Annotated in this window: 20 protein-coding genes; 10 read left to right on the forward strand and 10 right to left on the reverse strand. The window is 71.0% G+C overall.

Annotated elements, in window-relative coordinates:
• Window positions 1-34: 34 nt before the first annotated feature.
• Window positions 35-1090 carry a YdcF family protein gene (locus ACY1JX_RS10835; RefSeq protein ID WP_462563967.1) on the forward strand — a complete coding sequence of 352 codons (1056 nt, stop codon included), beginning with the start codon at window positions 35-37 and terminating at the stop codon, window positions 1088-1090.
• 55 nt (window positions 1091-1145) lie between these two features.
• Here ACY1JX_RS10835 and ACY1JX_RS10840 read toward each other — a convergent pair whose 3' ends face one another.
• The 4 genes from ACY1JX_RS10840 to ACY1JX_RS10855 all read right to left on the reverse strand — a co-directional run bounded on the left by ACY1JX_RS10840 (window position 1146) and on the right by ACY1JX_RS10855 (window position 3847).
• Window positions 1146-1745, reverse strand: coding sequence for a CE1759 family FMN reductase (locus ACY1JX_RS10840; RefSeq protein WP_462563968.1), 600 nt, complete (start codon window positions 1743-1745; stop codon window positions 1146-1148).
• Window positions 1742-2863: an LLM class flavin-dependent oxidoreductase gene (locus ACY1JX_RS10845; protein WP_462565885.1), complete on the reverse strand. Its 1122-nt coding sequence runs from the start codon at window positions 2861-2863 to the stop codon at window positions 1742-1744. Before ACY1JX_RS10845 ends, ACY1JX_RS10840 begins: the two co-directional genes overlap by 4 nt.
• A gap of 85 nt (window positions 2864-2948) precedes the next feature.
• The gene (gene tadA, locus ACY1JX_RS10850; RefSeq protein WP_181756138.1) at window positions 2949-3371 is read right to left on the reverse strand and encodes a tRNA adenosine(34) deaminase TadA; all 423 of its coding nucleotides are present in this window, start codon (window positions 3369-3371) and stop codon (window positions 2949-2951) included.
• Window positions 3372-3385: 14 nt separating this feature from the next.
• Complete coding sequence (locus ACY1JX_RS10855; protein WP_181753329.1) at window positions 3386-3847, reverse strand: tRNA adenosine deaminase-associated protein; 462 nt, start codon at window positions 3845-3847, stop codon at window positions 3386-3388.
• A 46-nt stretch (window positions 3848-3893) separates the two neighbouring features.
• On the opposite strand from ACY1JX_RS10855, the gene upp reads away from it, so the two are divergent.
• From upp to ACY1JX_RS10870, 3 genes are read left to right on the forward strand one after another with little or no spacing between them, the layout of a single operon-like run.
• Window positions 3894-4535 carry a uracil phosphoribosyltransferase gene (gene upp / locus ACY1JX_RS10860; protein ID WP_078699499.1) on the forward strand — a complete coding sequence of 214 codons (642 nt, stop codon included), beginning with the start codon at window positions 3894-3896 and terminating at the stop codon, window positions 4533-4535.
• Complete coding sequence (locus ACY1JX_RS10865) at window positions 4535-5536, forward strand: adenosine deaminase (RefSeq protein ID WP_462563969.1); 1002 nt, start codon at window positions 4535-4537, stop codon at window positions 5534-5536. The genes upp and ACY1JX_RS10865 overlap by 1 nt, the downstream gene beginning before the upstream one ends.
• Before the next feature lie 56 nt (window positions 5537-5592).
• Complete coding sequence (locus ACY1JX_RS10870) at window positions 5593-7041, forward strand: MFS transporter (protein WP_462563970.1); 1449 nt, start codon at window positions 5593-5595, stop codon at window positions 7039-7041.
• A gap of 72 nt (window positions 7042-7113) precedes the next feature.
• Here the strand turns inward: ACY1JX_RS10870 and pntB are convergent, their stop codons facing one another.
• Both pntB and ACY1JX_RS10880 read right to left on the reverse strand, forming a co-directional pair.
• Window positions 7114-8553 carry a Re/Si-specific NAD(P)(+) transhydrogenase subunit beta gene (pntB, locus tag ACY1JX_RS10875; RefSeq protein WP_286930865.1) on the reverse strand — a complete coding sequence of 480 codons (1440 nt, stop codon included), beginning with the start codon at window positions 8551-8553 and terminating at the stop codon, window positions 7114-7116.
• A gap of 15 nt (window positions 8554-8568) precedes the next feature.
• Window positions 8569-10107 carry a Re/Si-specific NAD(P)(+) transhydrogenase subunit alpha gene (locus ACY1JX_RS10880; RefSeq protein WP_286931539.1) on the reverse strand — a complete coding sequence of 513 codons (1539 nt, stop codon included), beginning with the start codon at window positions 10105-10107 and terminating at the stop codon, window positions 8569-8571.
• A gap of 173 nt (window positions 10108-10280) precedes the next feature.
• Between ACY1JX_RS10880 and ACY1JX_RS10885 the strand changes: the two genes are divergently transcribed.
• Complete coding sequence (locus tag ACY1JX_RS10885; RefSeq protein WP_462563971.1) at window positions 10281-11174, forward strand: SDR family oxidoreductase; 894 nt, start codon at window positions 10281-10283, stop codon at window positions 11172-11174.
• A gap of 1 nt (window position 11175) precedes the next feature.
• Here ACY1JX_RS10885 and ACY1JX_RS10890 read toward each other — a convergent pair whose 3' ends face one another.
• The gene (locus ACY1JX_RS10890) at window positions 11176-11826 is read right to left on the reverse strand and encodes an ACT domain-containing protein (RefSeq protein WP_181753319.1); all 651 of its coding nucleotides are present in this window, start codon (window positions 11824-11826) and stop codon (window positions 11176-11178) included.
• 87 nt (window positions 11827-11913) lie between these two features.
• On the opposite strand from ACY1JX_RS10890, the gene ACY1JX_RS10895 reads away from it, so the two are divergent.
• Both ACY1JX_RS10895 and ku read left to right on the forward strand, forming a co-directional pair.
• Window positions 11914-12636, forward strand: coding sequence for a DapH/DapD/GlmU-related protein (locus tag ACY1JX_RS10895; protein WP_462563972.1), 723 nt, complete (start codon window positions 11914-11916; stop codon window positions 12634-12636).
• Window positions 12637-12653: 17 nt separating this feature from the next.
• Entirely contained in the window at window positions 12654-13490 is an 837-nt protein-coding gene (gene ku / locus ACY1JX_RS10900) for a non-homologous end joining protein Ku (RefSeq protein ID WP_181753317.1), read from the forward strand.
• A 7-nt stretch (window positions 13491-13497) separates the two neighbouring features.
• Here the strand turns inward: ku and ACY1JX_RS10905 are convergent, their stop codons facing one another.
• Window positions 13498-14244: a GAF and ANTAR domain-containing protein gene (locus ACY1JX_RS10905; protein ID WP_462563973.1), complete on the reverse strand. Its 747-nt coding sequence runs from the start codon at window positions 14242-14244 to the stop codon at window positions 13498-13500.
• 53 nt (window positions 14245-14297) lie between these two features.
• Between ACY1JX_RS10905 and ACY1JX_RS10910 the strand changes: the two genes are divergently transcribed.
• Window positions 14298-16706 (forward strand): ATP-dependent DNA ligase, encoded by a 2409-nt coding sequence (locus ACY1JX_RS10910; RefSeq protein ID WP_462563974.1) that lies wholly within the window; start codon window positions 14298-14300, stop codon window positions 16704-16706.
• Window positions 16707-16748: 42 nt separating this feature from the next.
• On the forward strand, window positions 16749-17252 hold the full coding sequence (locus ACY1JX_RS10915) for a hypothetical protein (protein WP_462563975.1): 504 nt from the start codon (window positions 16749-16751) through the stop codon (window positions 17250-17252).
• A 98-nt stretch (window positions 17253-17350) separates the two neighbouring features.
• Here ACY1JX_RS10915 and ACY1JX_RS10920 read toward each other — a convergent pair whose 3' ends face one another.
• Entirely contained in the window at window positions 17351-17524 is a 174-nt protein-coding gene (locus ACY1JX_RS10920; protein ID WP_286930877.1) for a CsbD family protein, read from the reverse strand.
• Between the two features lie 180 nt (window positions 17525-17704).
• Between ACY1JX_RS10920 and ACY1JX_RS10925 the strand changes: the two genes are divergently transcribed.
• Window positions 17705-20458, forward strand: coding sequence for a M1 family aminopeptidase (locus ACY1JX_RS10925; protein WP_462563976.1), 2754 nt, complete (start codon window positions 17705-17707; stop codon window positions 20456-20458).
• Between the two features lie 196 nt (window positions 20459-20654).
• Here ACY1JX_RS10925 and ACY1JX_RS10930 read toward each other — a convergent pair whose 3' ends face one another.
• Window positions 20655-24323 carry an Ig-like domain repeat protein gene (locus tag ACY1JX_RS10930; RefSeq protein WP_462563977.1) on the reverse strand — a complete coding sequence of 1223 codons (3669 nt, stop codon included), beginning with the start codon at window positions 24321-24323 and terminating at the stop codon, window positions 20655-20657.
• Window positions 24324-24410 lie beyond the last annotated feature (87 nt).

Raw genomic sequence — 24410 nt, forward strand, 5'->3', positions numbered from 1 at the left:
GGCACGAAGTGTTCCGGGGCCCTAGGGTCGGGGCGTGGCTTGGGCACTCGTGGCGCTGCTGGCGCTCGCAGCGGGCGTGACCGCCTGGCACGACCCGCGGCGGCTGCGGATCGGCGTGTACCTGACCCTCGCGATCGGACTGGCCTCGATCGGGATGGCCGGGCGGCTCGCGATCCTCCTGGACGACTCCGACGATCCGCTGCGCCTGGCCTGGGCGCTGCTCGGCGCCGTCGTCCTCGCGATCCTGGCCCTCGTGGTGCTCGGCGTGGCGAGTGTCTTCAACGGGTTCGCGATGCTGCGGCGCGAGGGCCGTCGTCCCTCGAACCTGCTCTCGCTCGTCTTCGGCGTCGTGGTGCTCGCCTACTGCGCCCTGATCGTGGCGGTGTGGTGGTTCGACCGGAACCACACCGACGTGGCGCTCGTGCTGTTCTTCTGGCTGGTCGCGATCGGGACGCCCCTGGCCTACCTGGCCTTCGTCTTCGTCGCGTTCGTCGGCTACGGCCTGGTCTACGGCTGGGCAGCCGCCCGCTGGGCCCGTCCGGTCGACGCGGTGATCGTGCTGGGCGCCGGTCTGATGGGCGAGCGGGTGACGCCACTGCTCGCGTCGCGGCTCGACCGGGGCCGGCAGGCGCTCGACCGGTCGCGCGCGCGTGGCCGGGATACGCACCTGATCTGCTCGGGTGGGCAGGGTGCGGACGAGGTGGTCCCCGAGGCCGTGGCGATGGCGAACCACCTCGTGGAGTCCGGCGTCGATCGCGACCTGCTGTGGCTCGAGGACGCCTCGACCTCCACGGAGGAGAACCTGCAGTTCAGCGCCCGGGTCGCGGCCGAGCACGGGGTGAAGGGCGGCCGGTTCGCGGTCGTCACGAACGACTACCACGCGCTGCGGGCCGCGCTGCTCATGCGGCGAACCGGCCTCGACGGCTACGCCCTGGGCGCGACCACCGCTCGCTACTTTTGGCCCAGCGCGATCCTGCGGGAGTTCGCCGCCATCCTGTGGGAGCACCGCAGGCTCAACGTCGCGCTGCTGGCCCTCGCGTGCGTCCCGATGGTCCTGCTGCTCGTGCGCTCCGTCGCCTCCCTGGCTTGAGACGCCACCGCCCGCCGTCCCGGCGGCGGGGCGGCGGGCGGAGTGAGGCGCGATCTCAGCCGGGCTGGCTGATCGAGAGCATCGTCTCGCTGAAGAGATCGATCTCGTCGTCCTTCGAGCGGCCCGAGCCGGCGCCGCCGAGGAGGCTCGCCAGCTCACCCGCGGCGCGCTCGATGCGCGACTGCAGGGTGCCCTCTCCGGAAGAGCCCCAGTCGTGCGGGCTGGCGAACACGCCGGTCGGCACGACCACGGACTGCAGGTACGCGAACAGCGGCCGCAGCGCGAAGTCGATCACCAGCGAGTGGCGAGCCGTGCCACCGGTCGCCGCGAGCAGCACGACCTTGCCGATCAGCGCGTCGTTGTCGAGCGCGTCGACGAACGACTTGAACAAACCGGGGTAGGACGCCTTGAACGTCGGGACGACGACGATCACCGCGTCGGCCTCCCCGAGCCGGTCGTAGACGTGCTGCAGTCGCGGCGCGGCGAAGCCCGTGAGCGCCGCGTCGGTGATCTCGTGCGCGAAGTCACGCAGGTTGACCACCTCGACGCTGGCGCCCCCGAGGGCGGTGCCGGAGGCCGCGGCGAGCCGGTCGGCCAGCATGCGCGTGGTCGACGGCTCGCCGACGCCCGCGGACAGGGCGACGATGCGGGTCATGCCATGACCTCCTCGGTCAGTGCGGCGTCGCGGGCGGCGTCGCGGGCGGCGTCGCGGGCGGCGACGCGGGCGGCGTGGGTGGGGGCGTCCGGCACGCCGGCCGGGCGTCGCGCGTCGAACTCGGCGCGCAGGGTGGGCAGGATCTCGCCGAGCAGGTCGAGCTGCTCGAGCACGGTCTTGAGCGGCAGGCCCGCGTGGTCGACGAGGAACAGCTGGCGCTGGTAGTCGCCGAAGTAGTCGGCGAACGCCAGCGTGCGCTCCAGCACCTGCTGCGGGCTGCCGACGGTCAGCGGCGTCTGCTCGGTGAAGTCCTCCATGCTCGGGCCGTGCCCGTAGACGGGCGCGTTGTCGAAGTACGGCCGGAACTCGTTCACCGCGTCCTGGCTGTTCTTGCGCATGAAGAACTGACCGCCGAGCCCGACGATCGCCTGCTCCGGCGTGCCGTGCCCGTAGTGGGCGTAGCGCTGGCGGTAGAAGTTGATCAGCTGGATGTAGTGCTCCTTCGGCCAGAAGATGTTGTTGGCGAAGTAGCCGTCGCCGTAGAACGCGGCCAGCTCGGCCACCTCGGGCGTGCGGATCGAGCCGTGCCACACGAACGGCGCGACGCCGTCGAGCGGCGCGGGCGTCGAGGTGTAGCCCTGCAGCGGCGTGCGGAACTTGCCCTCCCAGTTGACGACCGGCTCGCTCCAGAGCTTCTGGAGCAGCTGGTAGTTCTCGATCGTCAGCTCGACGGCCTTGCTGATGTCCTTGCCGAACCACGGGTACACCGGCGCGGTGTTGCCGCGGCCGAGCATGAGGTCCATGCGGCCGTCGACGAGGTGCTGCAGCGTCGCGTAGTCCTCGGCGATCTTGACCGGGTCGTTGGTCGTGATGAGCGTCGTCGAGGTCGAGAGGATGATCTTCTCGGTCTGCGCGCCGATGTACGCCAGCGTCGTCGTGGGGCTGGATGGCACGAAGGGCGGGTTGTGGTGCTCGCCGGTGGCGAACACGTCCAGACCCACCTCCTCGGCCTTCTTCGCGATCGCGACCGTGGCCTTGATGCGCTCGTGCTCGGTGGGGGTCGAGCCGTTCGTGGGGTCGGTCGTGACGTCGCCGACGGTGAAGATGCCGATCTGCATGCTGCTCATGGCTCCAGTCTCCCAGAAGTTAGTTAAAGTTTCAACTACTACAACGCAGCAGGGCCCGGTCTATTCCGCGGAGGCCTCAGCGGCCGAAGAAGGAGCGCAGCAGGGTGGAGGAGTCGTCGGGGAGGACGTCGGCCAGGACCTCGGGACGGTGGTTGAGGCGGCGGTCGCGCACCACGTCCCACAGCGAGCCGACCGCGCCGGCCTTCTCGTCCCAGGCGCCGAACACGAGCCGGTCGACGCGGGACGCCACGACCGCACCGGCGCACATCGTGCAGGGCTCCAGGGTCACCACGAGCGTGCAGCCGTCGAGCCGCCATCGGCCGAGCGCCTCCGCGGCCGCGCGCAGGGCCACGATCTCGGCGTGCCCGGTGGGGTCGGCGTCGCGCTCGCGGGTGTTGCGGCCCTCGCCGACGACCAGTCCTTCGTGGACGACGACCGCGCCGACGGGGACGTCACCCTCGGCGGCCGCCTCGCGCGCCAGGTCGAGGGCCCGCCGCATGAACGGGTCCCACGTCACCCGACGATCGCCTCGAACTGCTCGCCGAAGCCCAGCCGCTCCGCGAGGTCGGCCAGCGCCTCGTCGGGGAAGAGGTCGTCGTCGTCGCACAGCAGGCTCAGCTCGACGGAGGCCAGCCCGAGGTCGCTGACGATGTCGAGGTCGCCGACGGGCTCGGGCTCCTCGTCGCCGTCGACGGCGTTCACCAGCTCGGCGAGGTCGGCCGCGAGGGGCCAGTCCCACACGGCGGTGGCATCGGACAACAGGGCCCTTACGTGCTCGCCGCTGCGACGCACGATCACGAAGAAGTCGTCGTTGACGGAGGCCAGTCCCAGCACGCCGACGTCGGACGGGAAGCGGGCGAGCGCGTCGGTGAACCCGTCGAAGTCCTCGCCCAGCCGGGGCGGGAGTTCGACGACGGTCCACGCACCCTCGTCGCGGTACGCGGCGATCACGAAGTCGACGTCGTCCTCGGCCACTCTGCGATGGTGACAGACGCCTGCACGCGGCCGCTACCCTCGACGCATGCGTGTTCACGTCGCCGACCACCCCCTGATCTCCCACAAGCTCTCGGTCCTGCGCGACGCGCGCACCGATTCGCCGACGTTCCGGCGGCTCACCGAGGAGCTGGTGACCCTCCTGGCCTACGAGGCCACGCGTGAGGTCAGCGTCGAGACCGTCGAGGTCACCACGCCGCTCACGACCACGCAGGGCGTCCGGCTCACCAGTCCCGGCCCGCTCGTCGTGCCGATCCTGCGCGCCGGACTCGGGATGCTCGAGGGCATGCAGCGGCTGCTGCCCACCGCCGAGGTCGGCTTCCTGGGCATGATCCGCAACGAGGAGACCTTCGTCGCCGAGACCTACGCCGAGCGGCTGCCGGACCGCCTCGACGGCCGCCAGTGCTACGTCCTGGACCCCATGCTGGCCACCGGCGGCACGCTCGCCATGGCGATCGACTTCCTCGTCGAGCGCGGCGCCCGCGAGATCACGGCGATCACGCTGCTGTCGGCGCCCGAGGGCATCGAGCGCCTCGAGCGCGACACGGCGCACATCGACGCGCCGGTCACCCTCTTCAGCGCCGGCCTCGACGAGCGCCTCGACGAGAACGGCTACATCGTCCCGGGCCTTGGCGACGCGGGGGACCGGCTCTACGGCATCGTCGACTGATGCACGAGTTCATCGCGGCCCTGCCCAAGGCCGAGCTGCACGTGCACCACGTGGGCTCCGCCTCACCCGACACGGTCGCCGAGCTCGCCGCCCGGCACGAGGACTCGCCCGTCCCCGCCGATCCCGCGGCCCTGGCCGAGTACTTCACGTTCACCGACTTCGGTCACTTCATCGAGGTCTACCTCTCGGTGGTCGACCTGCTGCGCACGCCCGAGGACATCTGGACCCTGACCCACGAGGTCGGCCGCGACCTCGCCGCGCAGAACGTCCGCTACGCCGAGCTGACGATGACGCCCTACACCTCGATCGTGCGCGGCATTGCCGCCGAGGCGTACGTCGAGGCGATCGAGGACGCCCGTCGCGCCGCCGAGCGCGACTTCGGCGTGGCGCTGCAGTGGATCTTCGACATCCCCGGCGAGTCCGGGATCCCGGCTGCCGACGTCACCCTCGACACGGCGCTGCGGCTCGGCCCCGGCTCCCTCGTGGGCTTCGGCCTCGGCGGCCCCGAGATCGGCGTGCCCCGTCCGCAGTTCGCGTCCCACTTCGAGCGGGCCCGCGCGGCTGGCCTGCACAGCGTGCCGCACGCGGGGGAGTCCACCGGCCCGCAGTCGATCTGGGACAGCCTCGACCTCCTGGGCGCCGAGCGCATCGGCCACGGCATCGCCGCCGCCCAGGACCCGCGGCTGATGGAGCGGCTCGCGGCCGACGGGATCGCGCTCGAGGTGTGCCCCACGTCGAACGTGCGCACGCGGTCGGTGCCCTCGCTCGACGCGCACCCGCTCGCCACGCTCGTCGAGGCGGGCGTGACCGTCACGATCAACTCCGACGACCCGCCGATGTTCGGCACGACGCTGAACGACGAGTACGCGATCGCGGCCGACCTGCTGGATCTCGACGAGTCGGGCCTGGTCGCCCTGGCCACGGCCGCGGTCGACGCCAGCTTCGCGCCCGAGCCGATGAAGGCCCACCTGCGCGCCGAGATCGACGCCGCGGGTCGCTGAGCCGGGCGGTCGCCGCTCGACAGGACAGGTGACGCGCGCCCCGGCACAGTGGTCTGGTGGGAGATGAGACGACGCACGGGGCCGCCGATCCCATCGCCCTGGACGAGCCGGATCCGCGACGCTGGCGGATCCTGGCCGTCACGCTCGTCGTCGGCTTCATGACGCTGCTGGACGTCACGGTCGTGAACGTCGCGGTCCCCTCGATCCGCGAAGGCCTGGACACCTCGGCCGGGACGGTGCAGTGGGTCGTGTCGGGGTACGCGCTCGCGTTCGGGCTGGTGCTGGTCGCCGGCGGCCACCTCGGTGACGCGTACGGCCGGCGCCGGCTGATGACCATTGGCCTGATCGCCTTCGTGGCCTCGAGTGCGGCCGTGGGGCTGGCGCCGAACGCCGAGCTGGTGGTCGCGGCCCGGCTGGCGCAGGGCGCCGCCGCGGGCCTGCTCACGCCGCAGAACGCCGGGCTGATCCAGGAGTTGTTCACCGGCGCCGAGCGCGGTCGAGCGTTCGGCTACTTCGGGTTGACCGTCTCGGTGGCGTCGGGCCTCGGACCGGTGCTCGGCGGCGCGATCATCGCGCTCTCCGGCGAGCTCGGCTGGCGGCTGATCTTCCTGGTCAACGTTCCGATCGGCCTGGTGGCACTGGTGGCGATCCGTCGCCTGGTGCCGGTCGCCCGTGGCGACGGCGAGCGGGAGCGCGTCGACGTCGTCGGCGCCGTGATCCTGGGATTGACGGTGCTGTGCCTGCTGTACCCCCTCATCGAGCTCGAGTCCGGAAGCCGGCTGCCGCTGCTCCTCGTGATCGCCGTGCCGCCACTGGCCTTGGGTTTCGTGCGCTGGGAGCGCTCCGTGCGCGCCCGCGGCCGATCGCCGATGCTGGACATCGGGATGCTCGCGGAGCTGCCCACCTACGGCAGCGGCGTGCTGATCGGCACGCTCTACTTCGCCGGGTTCACGGGCGTGTTCCTGGCCTCGTCGGTGTGGCTGCAGGAGGCGCGCGACCTGAGCGCCCTGCACAGCGGGTTGCTGCTGACCCCGTTCGCGATCGGTGCCGCCATCACGTCGACCCCGGCGGGCCGGCTGGTCAGCCGTGCCGGTCGCTTGGTCACGATCGGCGCGCTGGTCGTGCTGATGACCGGCTTCGCCGCGATGGCGTGGGTGACGCCCGGACAGGACAGCGAAGCGCTGTGGTGGACCTTCGCCCCGCTCCTGCTGTTCGCCGGACTCGGTGGCGGGGGAGTGGTGGCCCCGAACCAGACCCTCACCCTTCAGGACGTGCCGCCGAGCGTGGGCGGCGCCGCCGGGGGCGCGCTACAGACGGGCCAGCGCATCGGCTCGGCCCTCGGGACGGCGGCGCTGATGACCGTCTACGGCATCGCGGCGGCGAACCATGGCGCTGACGTGGGGCTACGAGCCGCCCTGCTCACCTCGGTGGCCGTGCTCTCGCTCGCGCTGGCGGTCGCGGTGGTCTCCCACCTGCGCATCGCGAGGGCGGTCGCGAACGACTGACATGTGAAGCGCTCCCCACCCTGTTGGTGAGGAGCGCTGCACAACTGGCCCGCCGGCGGCGCGGGCCGGCGGTCAGAGGGCCTTGATGATGTCCTCGACGCGGTCCTTTGCGTCGCCGAACAGCATCTGGCTGTTCTCGCGGAAGAAGAGCGGGTTCTGCACGCCCGCGTAGCCGGCGGCCATGGAGCGCTTGAACACGATGACGTTCTTGGCCTCCCACACGTGCAGGACGGGCATGCCGGCGAGCGGGCTGGTCGGGTCCTCGGCCGCGGCCGGGTTGACCGTGTCGTTGGCGCCGATGACGAGCACGACGTCGGTCTCGGCGAGGTCGTCGTTGATCTCGTCCATCTCCAGGACGATGTCGTACGGGACCTTGGCCTCGGCGAGCAGCACGTTCATGTGACCGGGCAGGCGACCGGCGACGGGGTGGATGCCGAAGCGGACCTCGACGCCCTTCTCGCGCAGGCGGCTCGTGAGGTCGGCGACGGGGTACTGCGCCTGGGCGACGGCCATGCCGTAGCCGGGCGTGATGACGACGCTCTTGGCGTCGCCCAGCAGCTCGGCGGCGGTCTCGGCGGTGATCTCGCGGTGGTCGCCGTAGTCGGTGTCGTCGGCGGGGCCGGCCTCGATGCCGAAGCCGCCCGCGATCACCGAGATGAACGAGCGGTTCATCGCCTTGCACATGATGTAGGACAGGTAGGCACCGGAGGAGCCGACGAGCGCGCCGGTGATGATCAGCAGGTCGTTGCCCAGCAGGAAGCCCGACGCGGCCGCGGCCCAGCCGGAGTAGCTGTTGAGCATCGAGACGACGACCGGCATGTCGCCGCCGCCGATCGAGGCGACCAGGTGCCAGCCGAGGGCCAGCGCGACGACCGTGACGGCGATCAGCAGCCACAGTGCGGGGTCGATGACGAACCAGACCGTGAGGATCACGAACAGTGCGAGCGCGCCGAGGTTGATCCAGTTCTTGCCCGGCAGCAGGAGCGGGGCGCTCTTCATCCTGGCGCTCAGCTTGAGGTAGGCCACGATCGAGCCGGTCAGCGTGACCGCGCCGATGAAGACGCCGATGAAGACCTCGGCGTTGTGGATGTCGAGCAGGGTCCCGGCGTCGCCGAGGTCCGTGCCGGGCTCGAGGTGCTCGAGGAACTCGGCGAGCGCGTTGGCGCCCCGGTACTCCAGGTAGCCGTTCCAGCCGACGAGAACGGCGGCCAGGCCGACGAACGAGTGCAGCAGCGCGATGAGCTCGGGCATACCGGTCATCTCGACGATCTTGGCGCGCCACAGGCCGATGGCGGCGCCGATGACCATGGCGACGATCAGCAGCGGGAGGCCGATGCCGGGCTCGGACTTGGCGACGAGGATGAACGTCGCCACGAGGGCGATCGCCATGCCGGCGATGCCGAAGGCGACGCCGCGACGAGCGGTCTCGTGCTTGCTCAGCCCGGCGAGGCTGAGGATGAACAGCAATGCGGCGACGAGGTACGCGGCATTGGCCAGGGAGGTGGCGGTCACGGTTCAGTCAGCCCTTCACTTCGAGAACATGCTGAGCATGCGTCGGGTCACGGCGAAGCCGCCGAAGACGTTGATGCTGGCGACGAGCACGGCCACGAAGGCCAACGCGCGGATCACTGCGTCGTCCGCGCCGATCTGGAGCATGGCGCCCACCACGATGATGCCGCTGATCGCGTTGGTGACGCTCATCAGGGGCGTGTGCAGCGCGTGGTGGACGTGCCCGATGACGTAGTAGCCGATCACGATGGACAGGGCCAGCACGGTGAAGTGCTGGGGCAGCTGGCCCGGCGCGGTGGCCAGGACCCACAGGAAGGCCAGCACGCCGACGGCGATCGCGCCGATCTTGACCGCGGGGTTGACCGGCTTCTTCGGCTCGGGGGCCGGGGCCGGCTCCTTCGGTGCCACGGGCGCCGGGGCGGCCGAGACCTGCACGGGCGGCGGGGGCCACGTGTTCTCGCCGTCGCGCACGACGGTGACGCCGCGCTGGACGACGTCGTCGAAGTCCAGGACGATCTGGCCGTCCTTGCCCGGCGTCAGCAGCTTCATGAGGTTGACCAGGTTGGTGCCGTACAGCTGCGAGGCCTGGGTGGGCAGACGGCCGGCGAGGTCGGTGTAGCCCAGGATCGTGACGCCGTTGTCGGTGACGACCTTCTGGCCGGCGACCGAGCCCTCGACGTTGCCGCCCTGCGCCGCGGCCATGTCCACGATGACGCTGCCGGACTTCATGGTCGCGACGTCGGCGGCGGTGATCAGGCGGGGCGCGGCCCGGCCCGGGATGAGTGCCGTGGTGACGATGATGTCCACGTCGGCGGCCTGCTCGGAGTAGATCTCCGCGGCCCGCCGGTTGTAGGCCTCACTGGTGGCCTTGGCGTAGCCGTCCGAGGAGACCTCCTTGGCCTCCTCGGGCACGACGACCTCGAGGTACTCGCCACCGATCGACTTGACCTGGTCGGCGACCTCAGGACGCGGGTCGGTGGCGCGCACGATGGCACCGAGGCTGGAGGCCGCACCGATGGCCGCGAGGCCGGCCACGCCGGCACCGGCCACGAGGACCTTCGCCGGCGGCACCTTGCCGGCTGCGGTGACCTGGCCTGTGAAGAAGCGGCCGAACTCGTGGGCAGCCTCGACGACGGCGCGGTAGCCGGCGATGTTGGCCATCGAGGACAGCACGTCCATGGACTGGGCGCGCGAGATGCGCGGCACCGCGTCCAGCGCGAGCACCGTGATGGGGCGCGTCGCCAGCTTCTCGACCAGATCGGGGTTCAGTCCCGGGCTGATCATGCTGATCAGTGTCGCGCCGTCCAGCATGAGGGCGATCTCGATCTCGCTGGGCGCGTTGACCTTGAAGATCACGTCGCTGGCCCACGTGTCGGGCTTGTCGCTGATCGTGGCACCGGCGGCCGCGTAGGCGGCGTCGCTGAAGCTGGAGGCCACGCCGGCCCCGCTCTCCACGTTCACCAGGTAGCCGAGATCGATCAGCTGCTTCACCGTCGCCGGTGTCGCGGCGACGCGGGTCTCGCCGGGGGCGGACTCCTTCACGACGCCGATCCTCATCGAGCCCAGATCGGGCAGGGGGGTGCTCATCCCGCAGACAATAGCCGGGTCTCTCCGGGGTCGGCGCATGAGGTATGTCACGTTACGGACAGGTAACACGGGCCAGACCTGGTCTTGAGTGAATATGACATCGGCAGTGGCACATTTCACATACCGCCGGTATCTTGGCGGCCATGTCCTCTCTGAAGCCCCAGCAGTTCCGCGGCAAGGTCGCGCTCATCACGGGTGCCGCGCGCGGCATCGGCGCGTCCGTCGCCCGTGCCTACGTGGCCCACGGCGGCCGGGTGGCCCTCGTCGGACTCGAGCCCGACCTGCTCGCCCACCTGGCCGAGGAGCTCGGCGAGTCGGCGGCCTGGTGGCAGGCCGACGTCCGCAGCAGCGAGGAGACGAAGAGCGCGATCGACGCCGCCGCCGCCCACTTCGGCCGGCTCGACCACGTGGTCGCCAACGCGGGCATCGCGTCGTACGGCACGGTCCGCCAGATCGAGGACGAGGCATTCGAGCGCGTCATCGACGTCAACCTCAACGGTGTCTTCCGCACGGCCAAGTACGCGATCCCCCACCTGCAGGCGTCGAAGGGCTACCTGCTCGTGGTCTCCTCGCTCGCGGCCTTCTCCAACATCGCCGGGCTCAGCTCCTACAGCGCGAGCAAGGCGGGCAACGAGGCGCTCGCGATCGCGCTGCGCCAGGAGGTGGCGCACCTGGGCGTGAAGGTCGGCTTGTGCCACCCCTCGTGGATCGACACCGACATCGTGCGCAACGCCGAGGCCGACCTGCCCACCTTCAAGGCGATCCGCCGCCGGCTCCCGTACCCCGCCAACACGACCACCGACGTGGAGACGTGCGCCGAGCGGATCCTCGTGGGCCTGGCCAAGCGCAAGAGCCGGGTCTACGTGCCGCGCGCGGTGCTGCTGGCGAACTGGAGCAAGGCGTTCGTGAACTCGCCCGCCACGTGGCCCTACGTGCGGCTGCTGACCCGCAAGACCGTGCCGGCCCTGGAGCGGGAGGTCACGGCGCTCGGCCGGTTCCACCACGCGCACACCCCGGTGACGCAGAAGAAGCAGTAGGTCAGTCGCCCTCGGTCTGCACCGAGGCGGCGAGGGACACCATGTGACCCAGCCGGGCGATCTCCGAGGCCAGGAACTCCGGCCCGCCGTGGCGGCCCACCGCGACGAAGAACTCGGTGCCCGACCGCGTGGTCCCGGGGGACCCGGCCAGCACGGTGGAGTCCCACGCCGCGACCTCGGGCAGGTTCTGCGCCTTGCTCACGGCGAGCCAGGCGTCGCAGTCGGGCAGGACGCGGGGTGCGGCCGACGAGCCGAAGAGGAACGTCGCGCCGCCCTCGCCCGGCCCCACGGCCATGGCCCAGTCGGTGCGGAACGTCGAGGGGATGACCTCGATGAGGCGCTCGATCGCCAGGTCGGGCTCGTCGGTGAAGGCCTCGACGGCCTCGAGGTCCATGCTGAGGTTCGCGCCCGCGGTGTACCGGCTGATCCAGTGCACGTGGACGCCTTCGAGGCCCTGGCAGGCCGTGATGAGGGCGTCGGGCATCACCGCGCTGGGCAGCTCGAGGAGCACGTCGTCCACCGCGACCCCGTCGGCCCGGTGCTCGACGATCTCGATCGCCTCGATGTCGGCTCCGGCACCACCGAGTGCCGTCGCGAGTGCGCCGAGCGAGCCCGGGACGTCGGGAAGCTCCACCCGCAACAGAAACGCCATGCCAGCCATTGTCGCGCGTCCCGATTGCGGAGAGGTAAACGCCGGGACGGGCGAGTCGCGGCGCGCCGATGCCCCTAGGCTGGCGCCGTGGTGGAGCACGCGCGCGGAACCGAGGGCCTGCGACTCGTCGGGTCGTCCCGGCTGCTGGCCGAGCCCCCGATCCGGATGCTCGGCGACCTGCTCGTCCGGGGCGGCCTCACCCGCGTGGGGGCGTTCACGAGCCTGGCCCACGGCATGGAGTCACAGTCGGCGACGATCGGCCGGTACTGCGAGTTCGCCCCCGACGTCCTCATCGGTGCCACCGGGCACCCGCTGACCTGGCTGGGCGTGAACTCGTTCCAGTACAAGTTGGCCACGTGGGGGTGGCACTCGTCAGCAGCCGAGTCCGAGGTGATCGACCCCGAGGCAGACGGGCGCCCGTCGTTCCGCGGTGAGCCGTCGGTGGTCGGGAACGACGTCTGGATCGGCGCGAAGGTGGTGATCCTGCGCGGCGTCACCATCGGCGACGGCGCGGTCGTCGCCGCTGGCGCGGTGGTCACCGAGGACGTGGCTCCCTACTCGATCGTCGGCGGGATCCCGGCACGACCCATCCGCGACCGGGTCGATCCGGCCACCCGCGAGCGCCTCCTCGACCTGGCCTGGTGGCGGTTCTCGCCCAACGAGCTGGCCGGCGTCGCGTTCGACGACCTGCCCCGCGCGCTCGACCAGCTCGACGAGCGCGTCCCCGACCTGGAGCCGTACGAGCCCGGGTTCGTCCCGATCGAGCGACCGGCGGGCGGCGGGTCGAAGCGCTCGCGCTGGCGGCGCTGAGGGCGGATACTGGCTGGATGCGAGCCATCTGGAAGGGCGCGATCAGCTTTGGGCTGGTCCACGTGCCGGTGAAGGTCTACTCCGCCACCGAGAGCCACGACGTGTCGCTGCACCAGGTCCACGACGAGGACGGTGGGCGGATCCGGTACGAGCGCCGTTGTGAGATCTGCAAGGAAGTCGTCGCCTACAAGAACATCGACAAGGCCTACGACGACGGCGAGCGGACGATCGTCCTCACCGACGAGGACCTCAAGTCCCTGCCCGCCGAGCGCAGCCACGAGATCGACGTGGTCGAGTTCGTCCCCGACGACCAGATCGACGTGCTCCGGCTGGGCAACCCCTACTTCCTGGAGCCCGAGGAGAAGGCGCTCAAGCCGTACTCCCTGCTGCGCCAAGCCCTCGAGGAGACCGAGCGCACGGCCGTCGTCACGTTCGCGCTGCGCCAGCGCACCCGGCTGGGCGCCCTGCGCGTGCGCGACAACGTGCTCGTGCTCCAGACGCTGCTGTGGGACGACGAGGTCCGGACCGCCGACTTCCCCGTGCTGGAGAACACCGCGAAGGTCACCCAGAAGGAGCTCGCGATGGCCGGCCAGCTGATCGAGTCGCTCGCCGGCGACTTCGACGCGAGCCAGTTCACCGACGACTACCAGGAGCAGCTCAAGACCCTCATCGAGGCGAAGCAGAAGGCCGGCGAGGGCATCGACACCGAGGCCACGTTCGGCACGCAGGAGGACGAGGGCGGCGAGGTCGTCGACCTCATGGAGGCGCTGCGCCGCAGCGTCGAGGCCCGCAAGGGCGACGCGGCGGACGACAAGCCCAAGAAGAAGGCGGCGAAGAAGAAGTCGTCGGCCTGACCCCGGCTCAGGCGGGCTGGTGGTCCCCGTCGGACGTGGAGGCGACGTCCGACAGCTCCACGCGAACCGTGGCCGGGAACTCCGACACGGGGCGCTTGCGGTTCTCCACGACCCAGGTCGCCACGGCGTGCAGCTTCTGGTTGTGGTTCTGCGAGTACCGCCGCAGCACGTCGAACGCCCGGTCGGACTCGATGTCGAAGCGCTCCATCAGGATGCCCTGCGCCTGGCCGATGACCTTGCGCGCGTCGATCGCGGTGAGCAGGCCCGCCTCGTGGTGGGCGTTGGCCAGCGCGATGGAGGCGTGCCGCGCGAAGATCATCGCGGTGGCGAGGTCGTTGGAGTCGAACGCGCCTGTGCGATCGGCGTAGAGGTTCAGGGAGCCGTACCGGCGGTCGCGCGTCTCCAGCAGCACGCTCATCGCGCTGTGGATGCCCAGCTCGGCGGCGGCGCGTCCCCAACGGGGCCAGCGCTCGTCGGTCTGGACGTCGGTGCACAGGTAGCTGCCCCCGGACTCGAGGGCGTCGAGGCAGGGCCCCTCGTCGAGCTCGTGCTGCAGCTCGTGCGAGCGTGAGACGCGGGGCGAGGTGGACGCGGCCGTCTCGATGCGCGTACGGGAGTGGACCAGCATGATGCCGGCGTCGTCGCACCCGGCGGCCGTCCGGGCGTGCTCGGTGATGCGTTCTACTGTCTTCTCAGCGGTGGGCTGCTGGTGCAGGTCGAGTGCCACCTCGGAGAAGAAATCGGGCACGGACACGGCCTCTCCTTCACACTGGGAACTCCAAAGAATACGCGCAGGGGGTACCACCAGTGGCAGGCGCACCCACCCAGACGGTGTCCGTCGACGGCAGGCTGCTAAGGCTGACGAACAGCGACAAGGTCATCTACCCGGCCTCGGGCACCACCAAGGCCGAGGTCATCGCCTACTACGCCCAGGTCGCCCCGTGGCTCCTTCCGCACCTCGCCGGGCGCACGGTCACGCGCAAGCGCTGGGTGAACGGAACGGGTCCCGATGCCGAGGTGTTCTTCGAGAAGAACCTCCCCGACTCCGCGCCCGACTGGATCCGGCGCGTCACGATCAAGCACCGGTCTCGCACGAACGTCTACCCCGTCTTCGAGTCGGTGGCCGACCTCGCGTGGGCCGGGCAGGTCGCGGCACTCGAGCTGCACGTGCCCCAGTGGCGCGTCGACGCGACGGGCGTGGCGCAGAACCCGGACCGGCTCGTGATCGACCTCGACCCCGGACCCGGCACGGGTCTGCCCGAGTGCGCCGAGGTCGCCCACGCCGCGCGGGAGCTGCTGGCCGACGTCGGGCTCGAGTGCGTCCCGGTCACGAGCGGCAGCAAGGGCATCCACCTTTACGCGCAGCTCGACGGCACCCACGACTCCGACTACGTCAACGCGTTCGCCAAGCAGGTGGCCCAGGCGCTCGAGGCGTCGATGCCCGAGCTGGTCGTCAGCGACATGTCGAAGGCGAAGCGCCGCGGCAAGGTGCTGGTCGACTGGAGCCAGAACAACGGCAACAAGACCACGATCTCGCCTTACTCGCTGCGCGGACGCGAGGAGCCGACCGTGGCCGTGCCCCGCGACTGGGACGAGATCGACGCCGACCTGAGGCACCTGACGATCGACGAGGTCCCGGCCAGGCTGGCCGAGCGGGGCGACCCGATGGCGGCGCTCGCGGCCCCCGTGGCCGACCGCCTCGCGACCTACCGGTCGATGCGCGACGCGAACCGCACGCCCGAACCCGTGCCCGACTCGGTCGTCCGGGGCCGCGACGGCGACCCCACGTTCGTGATCCAGGAGCACCACGCGCGGCGCCTGCACTGGGACTTCCGGCTCGAGCGCGACGGCGTGCTCGTGTCGTGGGCGCTGCCGAAGGGCGTGCCCGACTCGACCACCGGCAACCACCTCGCCGTCCAGACCGAGGACCACCCGCTGGAGTACGCGACCTTCGCGGGCACGATCCCGAAGGGCGAGTACGGCGCGGGCGAGGTCACCATCTGGGACCACGGGCACTACGACCTGGAGAAGTGGAACGACCACGAGGTCATCGCGACGCTGCACGGCACGCGCGAGGCGGGCCTCGGCGGGTCGAAGCGCCTCGCGTTGATCAAGACCGGCGAGAACTGGCTGATCCACCTCATGAAGGAGCAGTCGCCGCACGCTCCCGCAAAGGAGGCGGCGCCCCCGGAGGAGCCACCGGCGAAGCGGACGAGGAGGAAGCCGGCGTCGGCCCGTGCCGGGTTCGTCCCGCCGATGCTCGCCGTGCTCGCTGGTGGGCGTGACGCGTCGGGCGACGGGTGGGCCTACGAGCTGAAGTGGGACGGGATCCGGTGCGTCGCGGTGGTGAGCGGCGAGCAGGTGCGGCTCTACTCGCGCAACCACAACGACGTCAGCGCCAGCTATCCCGAGCTCGTCGAGGAGCTGGCCGGCCTCGACCTCGACGTGGTGCTCGACGGCGAGATCGTCGCCCTCGACGACAAGGGCATCCCCAGCTTCGGCCGGCTGCAGCAGCGGATGGGCGTCACGAAGGCCGGCGACATCGAGCGACTCCGCCGCACCGTGCCGGTGCAGCTGATGCTCTTCGACGTGCTGGAGCGCGACGGCACGTCGCTCCGCGACCTCGCCTACGACGAGCGGCGCGACGCACTCGACGACCTCGGCATCGGCACCGGCCTGGTCCACGTGCCACCGGCCCACGGCGGCACCCTCGACGAGGCCGTCACGCTGAGCCGCAGCCACAAGCTGGAGGGAGTCGTGGCCAAGCGGCGCGCCTCCACGTACGACCCGGGTTCGCGCTCCACGGACTGGCTCAAGATCAAGAACCAGGACACGCAGGAGATCGTGATCGGCGGGTGGCGGCCCGGCAGCGGTGGGCGCGGAATCGGGTCCCTGCTCGTCGGCGTCCCGGTCGAGGGTGGCCTGAAGTACCTCGGGCGCGTGGGCACGGGGTACAGCAACGCCGAGCGGCTCAAGCTGCGGTCGCTGCTGGACCCGCTGGAGCGCGCCACCTCGCCGTTCGTGGACGACGTGGAGAGGGCCGCATCGCGGGACGCGACGTGGACGACCCCGAAGCTGGTGGGCGAGGTCGTCTACGGCGACTGGTCGCCCGCCGGGCACCTGCGCCACGCCAGCTGGCGCGGTCTGCGGCCGGACAAGGAGGCCGCCGACGTCGTCCTGGAGACCCCTGCCGAGGTGCGACTGACCCCGCCGTGAGCCACGATGGGAGTCCGACGACATCTGTGCGAAGGAGCCATCGTGGGCAAGGGCAAGAAGAGCGTGAAGGATCACGTCGACACCGTCGTGGAGCAGCTGCCGGACGCATCCGAGCTGCGCGACCTCAGGGACCAGCTGGTCGAGCGTCTCCCCGACCGGGCCGAGTGGCTGGCCCTGCGCGACGACCTGCTGGAGAAGTTGCCGGACAGGTCGGAGCTCGTCGACCTGCGTGACACCCTCGTCGAGAAGCTGCCGGCCGAGGTCAGCGACAAGCTCCCGGTCGAGACGAAGAAGCAGAAGCGGTTCAGGGGCGTGAAGAAGGTGGCCTTCGTGGGCCTGCTGACCGCCGGCGTCGCCGGCGTGGCGGCGTTCTTCAAGGCCAGGTCGGCCGACCAGTCCACCTACACCGCGTCGACCTACACGACGCCGGGACGGCCGACGGGCGCCCCCGCGGCGCCGACCACCACCACGACCTCGACGACGCCCACCGGCGACGTCGGAGCCACGGGCACGGTCACGCCGCCGACGACGCCGCCGACCGTCTGACGACACCAACCGTCTGAGACCAGACGCACGAGGGCCCCGGGAGTGATCTCCCGGGGCCCTCGTCGTCAGCACATGGTCAGTGCTCAGTGCTCAGCAACTCAGTGCTTGAACGCGTCCTTCACGTTCTCGCCGGCCTGCTTGATGTCCGACTTGGCCTGGTCGCCCTTGCCCTCGGCTTCGAGCTTCTCGTCGTCGGTCGCCTTGCCGGTGGCTTCCTTGCCCTTGCCCTTGAGGTCTTCAGCGGTGTTCTTCAACTTGTCATCAAGTCCCATGATCTCCACCTTTCCTCTCGTCTTCTTCTCACCTCCATGCGAACACGGATGCGGTGGCGGCGCATCTCGTGGCCGCGTCCGGGCCGCGTGTTGCAGGCGTGTGAAACCTGGCCGCTTCACCGGACGCGTGACACCCGTCACGGGCAGGATGAGCGAAAGCCCCCCGACGAGAGAGCCACGATGTCCTTTCCTCCTTCCCTCACCCGACCGGCTCGGGCCGTCGCGGTCGCGGCCCTGAGCGGTGCCCTGTGCCTGGGCACCCTCGGCGCGACCACGGCCACCGCCGCCGCGGCCGACCCGGTCGCCGGCGCGCGCACCTCCGGCGACTCCCTCTTCCCGAACGTCGGCAACGGCGGCTACGACGTGCAGCACTACGACCTGGACATCACGTGGACCCCCGGGGCGCCGGTCGCGACGGCCAGCACGATCGCCGCCACCGCGAGGATCAGTGCCACCGCGGCCGCCCCGCTCTCGGAGTTCTCGCTCGACTTCGAGGGCCTCACGGTCGACTCGATCACCGTCGACGGGGCGCCGGCCACGTGGGAGCGCGACATTGACGCGGCCACCACGAAGTACAAGCTTGTCGTGACACCCGCCGAGCCCGTCGAGGGTGACTTCACCGCAGTGGTCACCTACTCGGGCTCCCCGGTCACCCACATCGACCCGGACGGGTCGAGGGAGGGCTGGATCGCCGGCGACGACGGCGCCACCGCCGTCAACGAGCCGGTCGGCGCCATGACCTGGTACCCCGTCAACAACTCGCTCAAGGACAAGGCGAAGTACGACATCAAGCTGACGATCCCGCGGCTGATGGACGGCGAGACGATGGCGGCGGCCAGCAACGGCACGCTCCACTCCAAGACCCGCAACGGCGCCCTCGAGACGTGGCACTGGAAGCAGCCCAACCAGATGGTGCCGTACCTGTCGATGGTCTCCATCGGCAAGTACGAGGTCCGCGAGTCCGTGATCGAGCTGGAGAGCGGCACGTACCGCGACTGGACGTTCCTCGACGCCGCGATGACCTCCACCCAGCGCACGACGACGCTGGCCAGCCTGGCGCAGACGCAGGACATCATGCGCTGGCTGGAGTCGAAGTTCGGCCCGTACCCGGGCGTGGCCACCGGCGCGGTCGTCGACCGCATCAACGTCGGCTACGCGCTGGAGACGCAGGACCGCTCCTTCTACCAGAACTCGGTCAGCAAGGGCACGCTCATCCACGAGATCGCCCACCAGTGGTTCGGCAACGCGGTGTCGCCCACCGACTGGAGCGACCTGTGGCTGAACGAGGGCATGGGCGACTACGCGCCGCGCGCCTACAACTACGAGACCGGCGCGACGACGACCACGCCCGAGACGGCCTACTTCAACTCGTGGAACGCCAGCGCCCCGACGTCGGCCCAGTGGCAGGTGCCGCTGGCCGGCTTCACCGACCCGGCCATCCTCTTCAACTACGTCTACGGGCGTGGCGGCATGACGTTCGAGGCGCTGCGCACCATCGTGGGCGACGAGGCGTGGTTCGAGATCCTGCGCACGTGGGTCGCGGAGAACAACGGCTCGGACGCCTCGACGGCCGACTTCGTCGCGCTCGCGAACCGGGTCTCCGGCAAGGACGTGCGACCGGTGCTGAACCCATGGCTCTACGGCACGGTGAAGCCGGCGTGGCCGTCGAAGTGGAACCTGTCGGCGGCTGCCGACGCCACGGGCCCGGTCGCCGCGGGTGACACCGTCGTGCACACCCTGACGGCGCAGAACACGGGCAAGGTCGCCCTCGGCGGCCAGACCGTGACGGTCGACGTCGCCGACCTCGTCGACGACGCGCGCCTCGGCGCGCTCCCGGCGGAGCTGGCGAACCTCGGCGGCACGCTGCGGTGGACGATCCCGGCCACGGCGGCCGGCGCGTCCGCGACCGTCTCGTTCCCCGCCACCGTCAAGGAGTCCTCGTCCGGCGGCACCGTCGGCCTCACGACGAGCTCCAGCGCGCTGGGCTCGTTCTGCCTCACCTGCAGCGTGTCGACGGCGATCGCCGACCAGGCCGACGCGTGGACGCTGGGCCTGTCGGCCGCACCGCTTCCGGGTGCTGTCGAGGCCGGCGACGAGATCACCTACACCGTCTCGGCGAAGAACACGGCCGTCCACGCGCTCGAGGGCGCGACGGCCGAGATCGACCTCGCCGACGTCCTCGACGACGCCTCCGTGGTGTCGCTGGGTGCGGGGCTCGAGCTCGACGGCACCACGCTCCGGTGGTCGGTGTCGCGGGTCGCGAGCGGCCAGACGGCCCGCGCCGAGTTCACGGTGGAGGTCGAGTCGGAGTCGGGTGCCACGCTGACGGTCTCCGCCTCGCCCGGCACGGCCGGGGGATCGGGTGAGCCCACGCTGACCCACACCGTCGGCCTCAAGCCCCTCAGCCCGGCCCCGGTGCCGGTGGTGAGCGGCACGGGTCGCGTCGGCACGGTCCTCACGGCCCGCGCCGGCACCTGGCCCGCCGGCACCGCGCTGGCCTACCAGTGGTCGGTCGGCGGGAAGGTCGTCCCCGGTGCGACCGGCGCGACCTACCGCCTCACGCCGAAGGACGTGGGTCGCGTCGTGACCGTCGCGGTCACGGGCACCAAGTCCGGCTGGGCGCCGGTGACCAAGGTCAGCGCTCCGCTCAGGGTCGCTCCGGGCCTGCTGACCCGCAAGCCGCAGCCCTTCCACGTCGGACTGCCGAAGGTGGGCCGCACGCTGAAGGTCAAGGCGGGCACGTGGGACCCGGGCGTCCGGCTGTCGTACCGCTGGTACCGCGGCAGCAAGGCCATCAAGGGTGCGACGAAGACGTCGTACAAGCTCGCGAAGGCCGATCGTGGCCAGCGGATCCGGGTCAAGGTCACGGCCACGAAGCCGGGCTACGCGACGGTGGTGAAGTACACGCCTCGCACGGCGCGCGTCCTGCGCTGACCCCACCGAGGTCGCCCCGAGCGCCCCGGTCCGCCACGGCGGGCCGGGGCGCTCTCGTGTCCGGACGCCGCCGGGAGAGGGCGAAGGATGATGTCCTCGGTCCCGCTCCGGTGCCTCGATGCATCATCCTTCGTCCAGCTGCGGAAAGAGCGAGGCCCCGGCAGCAGCTGCTGCCGGGGCCCCGCTCCGCAGAACGTCAGCGCACGCGCACCGACTTCACGACCGAGCTGCTCGAGCCGTAGTTCGCGTCACCGGAGTAGACGACCTTCACCCGCAGGCTCTGGCGCTTCTTGGGCGCCTTCACCGTGAAGGAGGCCTTGCCGGTGGACGGGACCCGCACGGTCTTCGACAGCTTGTAGCCGCCCTTGGCCTGCGCGACGTACACCTTCGCGGTGCCCGTCGGGGCGACCCCGGCCACGCCGCCGCGGACGGCGAACTTGCCGCTCAGGGTCTTGCCCGGCTTGACCACCGACTTCGCCGAGAGGCTCGTGGTGGTGCTCTTCTTGGCGACGGTCAGCGTGGACGAGATCCGCGCGGAGCCGTCGGTGCGGTCGGTGCCGTCGTACGCGGCCGAGACCGTGTAGCGACCCGGCTTCAGGGTGGCCGGCAGCGTGAGGGCCGCCGATCCGTCCGAGGCCAGCGCGACCGTCCGGCTCACCGAGCCGTAGCGGAAGGTGACGGTGCCACCGTCCGCCCCGCCGACGATCGCCGACAGCCGCGCGGCCTGCCCGAAGGTGGTCGAGGCGCTCGAGAGCGACATCACCATCGTGGGCTTGCCCTTCACCAGGGTGAAGGACACCGCGCCGGACGTCGATCCCGCGGTGACGCCGGTCTCGGCGAACTCCGCGACGATCGCGTGGGTGCCGGCCTTGAAGCCCGGCACGTCGAGGGTGGCCTCGCCGTCCACGACCTCGGCCGAGCCCAGGACCTTGTCACCGTCGCGGAACTCCACGGAGCCCGTGGTGTCGCCGCCCTCGACCGTGGCCGTCAGGGTGACGGGCTCGTTGATCGACGGTGCCTCGGGCGAGATCGACAGGCTCGTCGAGCTCGCGTCCAGGACCGCGAGCGAGCCCGTGCCCTTGCGGTCGGTGCCGCTGCCCACGACCGAGATCGCGGCCGTGCCCCGGGCCACCGTGGCCGGGATGGTGACGACCGCGCTGACGACGCCGGTCGTGTCGGCGACCGCGACGACGGGGTCGATCCCGGCGACGGTCACCGTGACGCCCTCGCCGGAGCGGAAGCCGCCGGCCGTGACCGTGACCGACTCGCCCGGCTGCGGCTTGGCGTCGCTGACCGAGACCTCGGTCTGCTGGCCCTTGGCGGCCAGCTCGGCGCACGCGTCGCCCTGGACGCCGGCGGGCGGCAGTGCCGTGGCCGGAGCCGTGACGCCGTCGTCCTCACGCACGACCAGCCAGTCGAGGGCGTTGGTGCCCAGGACGCCGCCGGTCGTGTTGATGACCGAGACCTTCACCGAGGTGGAGTTCGTCGTGCTGGTGGCCGAGTCGCCGAGCACCGGGGCGCTGACGACCTTGCAGGTCTCGTCCGGGGCGAAGGTGACCTTCTCCATCGCGATGCCCGCCCGGCCGGTGGCCGAGCCGAGCGCCGACACGTAGCCGGTGACCGGGATCGAGGCCGCCTCGTCGAGGTAGACCGCGAGGTCGGCCGTGCCGGGCGCGTTGCCCTCGTCGACGTTCGGGGCGTCGACGTTGACCGTCGGGACGGTCTTGCTGTCCGCGGTGCCCACGGCCGAGCTCTCGAAAGCGAGGTCGGACAGGAACACGCCACCGGTGGCCAGGTCGTCCGGACCGGCGAGGGCGCCGAAGCGGACCTCACGGATGTCGGAGACCTTCAGGCCCGCGGTCTCCAGCGTCGCGACCGGGAGGTCGACCTGCTGCAGGATGACCTTCTTCAGCAGCGCGCTGGTGGACGCGGGGAACCGCGTCGTGGCCAGCGGGTTGAGGTCGGCCACCGGCGTGGTGAACGTCGCGCCCGTGCCGTCGACGACGGTGAGCGAGAGCGCCGTGCTGCTGGCGACGGTGTCGTCCGCGGCGACCTTCACCGACAGGCGCTCCATCTTCGACGCGTCGCGCGCCTTCGCGGGAACGCTCACGCGCACCTCGCTGGGCGTGATGGTCGTCGTGCCGGAGCCCAGTGCTGTCCAGGCGAACTTGGTCACCGGCGTGGCCGGGACGTTGCCGCCGTTGCTGGCCGGGGTCCAGTGCGGCTGGGCGCTCGTGCTGAGCGTCGAGGCCGTGCAGGCCGGCAGGACCTGCGTCACCGTGCGACCCGCGGCACTCGCGCAGACCGTGGCCGTCGCGGCACCCTGGACCCGCACGAGCGAGCTGGGCGCCTCGAACGACGCGATGGTCCTGCGTGCCGAGGCCGGAGCCGTCGACATGCTGCGGATGTCGGGCGTACCCAGCACCTCGGGCACCTCGGCGGAGCCGTCGAACATGGGCAGGAACTGCTTCTCGTCACCCATCGTCAGGCGGAACCAGCCGGCCATGTAGGCCGTGCCGGCGTCGTACTGCGCGTCGGCGCTGAGGCGGATGTTGGTCTCCGAGCGCGGGCCGCAGACGGCGTCGGTGGAGGTCGCGCCCCAGTCGTCGGAGACGGAGTAGGCGTACTTCCCGGGCGTCCAGACGGTGTTGTAGAAGTTGTGGTTCGCGCCCATCATCCACACGCCGCTGCGCAGCACGTCGTCGTCGAACGCGTAGCGCGAGTCGTCGAGCATGTGCTGACCCTGCTGGTTCGAGACGTCGCCGTCGCAGTAGGGCAGGATCACGTTCATCGGCACGTTCGGCACCGTCATGCGGGCGAAGTCGACCGGCGCCAGGGGCAGGATCGACGTGATCTTCCACGGCTTCTCGAGGCCCTGGTTCAGCGTGGCGGCGGAGGTGACGCCCTCGCCGCCGCGCGAGTGGCCCATCATGCCGATGTTCGAGAAGTCGAAGCGGCCGACGAGGTCGGCGGGAGACAGGCCCGCGGTTCCCTCGGTGAGGCCGGGCAGCGGGTCCTGGTTCGCCAGGGCCTGAGCCAGCGTGACGTCGGCGTCGGTCTGCGCGTCGTGGTGCACGACCTCGGCGCCCTCGTTCGCCTTCTTGAGCATCGAGAGGGTGTCGAGCAGCAGCTGGCCGCGCGCCTGGGCGCCCTGGTCCAGCGCGAGCTGGTTGTCGTTGGAGTTGATCGCGTTGGCCGCGATCGAGACGACCGCGTAGCCGTGGCTGGCCAGCGCCCGCGCCGTGCCGTCGTAGCCGGCGAAGCTCGGGATGTTGATCTGGTTCGCGCCGCAGGGCCAGCGGTTCGGGTTGGCCGTGCCGGTGGAGCACGAGGTGTGGCGGCCGTGCAGCAGCAGCACCACGGGGCGCGCGCCACCGGTCTTGGGCAGGTAGACCTTGCCCTGCAGCTCGCCGCGGATGCCGCCGATCGCGGCCAGCGGGACGGACTGGGCGCCGAAGTTGTAGACGGCCTCGGTGTGCTCGTAGGTGCCGAGCGAGGCGGGGTTCGCGTCGAGCGGCTCGGGCTCGGCCGCCGCGATCTCGGCGAGCTCGGTGGCCCGCAGCGGGGCGCTCGACGGCTTGCTGAACCAGCCGGCCTCGATGTCGTCGGCCTTCACCACGGCGGAGTCGGCGGTGAACACCGACAGGCTGCGGCCGTCGGCGGACTCCGTCGCGATGCCGATGGGCTTGCCGTCGACCTCGATCGTCGGGGCGTCGGAGGCCATGGGCAGCTTCTTGGCCAGGTCGACCGTGACCAGGTAACCGCCGGCGGCGCGGCTGACCGACCAGTCGTCCCCGGAGGCCAGGGAGCCGTCGGCGGCGTGGGCGGGTACCGCGGCCAGGGGCAGCGCCAGCAGTGCTCCCACGGTGGCGAGCCGCCAACCTCTTTGCTTGAACACGTGATCCCTCTCGGGGGTGGGGGAAGCTCGCACCGGGGGCGGAGCGGGGACCCT

Source organism: Aeromicrobium sp. JP4, from assembly GCF_054957925.1.

Excerpts from the sequence above, each read along its gene's own strand:
- ACY1JX_RS10840 (WP_462563968.1), bottom strand. The coding sequence starts at position 1,745 with ATGACCCGCATCGTCGCCCTGTCCGCGGGCGTCGGCGAGCCGTCGACC.
- ACY1JX_RS10845 (WP_462565885.1), bottom strand. The coding sequence starts at position 2,863 with ATGCAGATCGGCATCTTCACCGTCGGCGACGTCACGACCGACCCCACG.
- tadA (WP_181756138.1), bottom strand. The coding sequence starts at position 3,371 with ATGCGGCGGGCCCTCGACCTGGCGCGCGAGGCGGCCGCCGAGGGTGAC.
- upp (WP_078699499.1), top strand. The coding sequence starts at position 3,894 with ATGCGTGTTCACGTCGCCGACCACCCCCTGATCTCCCACAAGCTCTCG.
- ACY1JX_RS10865 (WP_462563969.1), top strand. The coding sequence starts at position 4,535 with ATGCACGAGTTCATCGCGGCCCTGCCCAAGGCCGAGCTGCACGTGCAC.
- ACY1JX_RS10880 (WP_286931539.1), bottom strand. The coding sequence starts at position 10,107 with ATGAGGATCGGCGTCGTGAAGGAGTCCGCCCCCGGCGAGACCCGCGTC.
- ACY1JX_RS10885 (WP_462563971.1), top strand. The coding sequence starts at position 10,281 with ATGTCCTCTCTGAAGCCCCAGCAGTTCCGCGGCAAGGTCGCGCTCATC.
- ACY1JX_RS10890 (WP_181753319.1), bottom strand. The coding sequence starts at position 11,826 with ATGGCGTTTCTGTTGCGGGTGGAGCTTCCCGACGTCCCGGGCTCGCTC.
- ku (WP_181753317.1), top strand. The coding sequence starts at position 12,654 with ATGCGAGCCATCTGGAAGGGCGCGATCAGCTTTGGGCTGGTCCACGTG.
- ACY1JX_RS10920 (WP_286930877.1), bottom strand. The coding sequence starts at position 17,524 with ATGGGACTTGATGACAAGTTGAAGAACACCGCTGAAGACCTCAAGGGC.
- ACY1JX_RS10925 (WP_462563976.1), top strand. The coding sequence starts at position 17,705 with ATGTCCTTTCCTCCTTCCCTCACCCGACCGGCTCGGGCCGTCGCGGTC.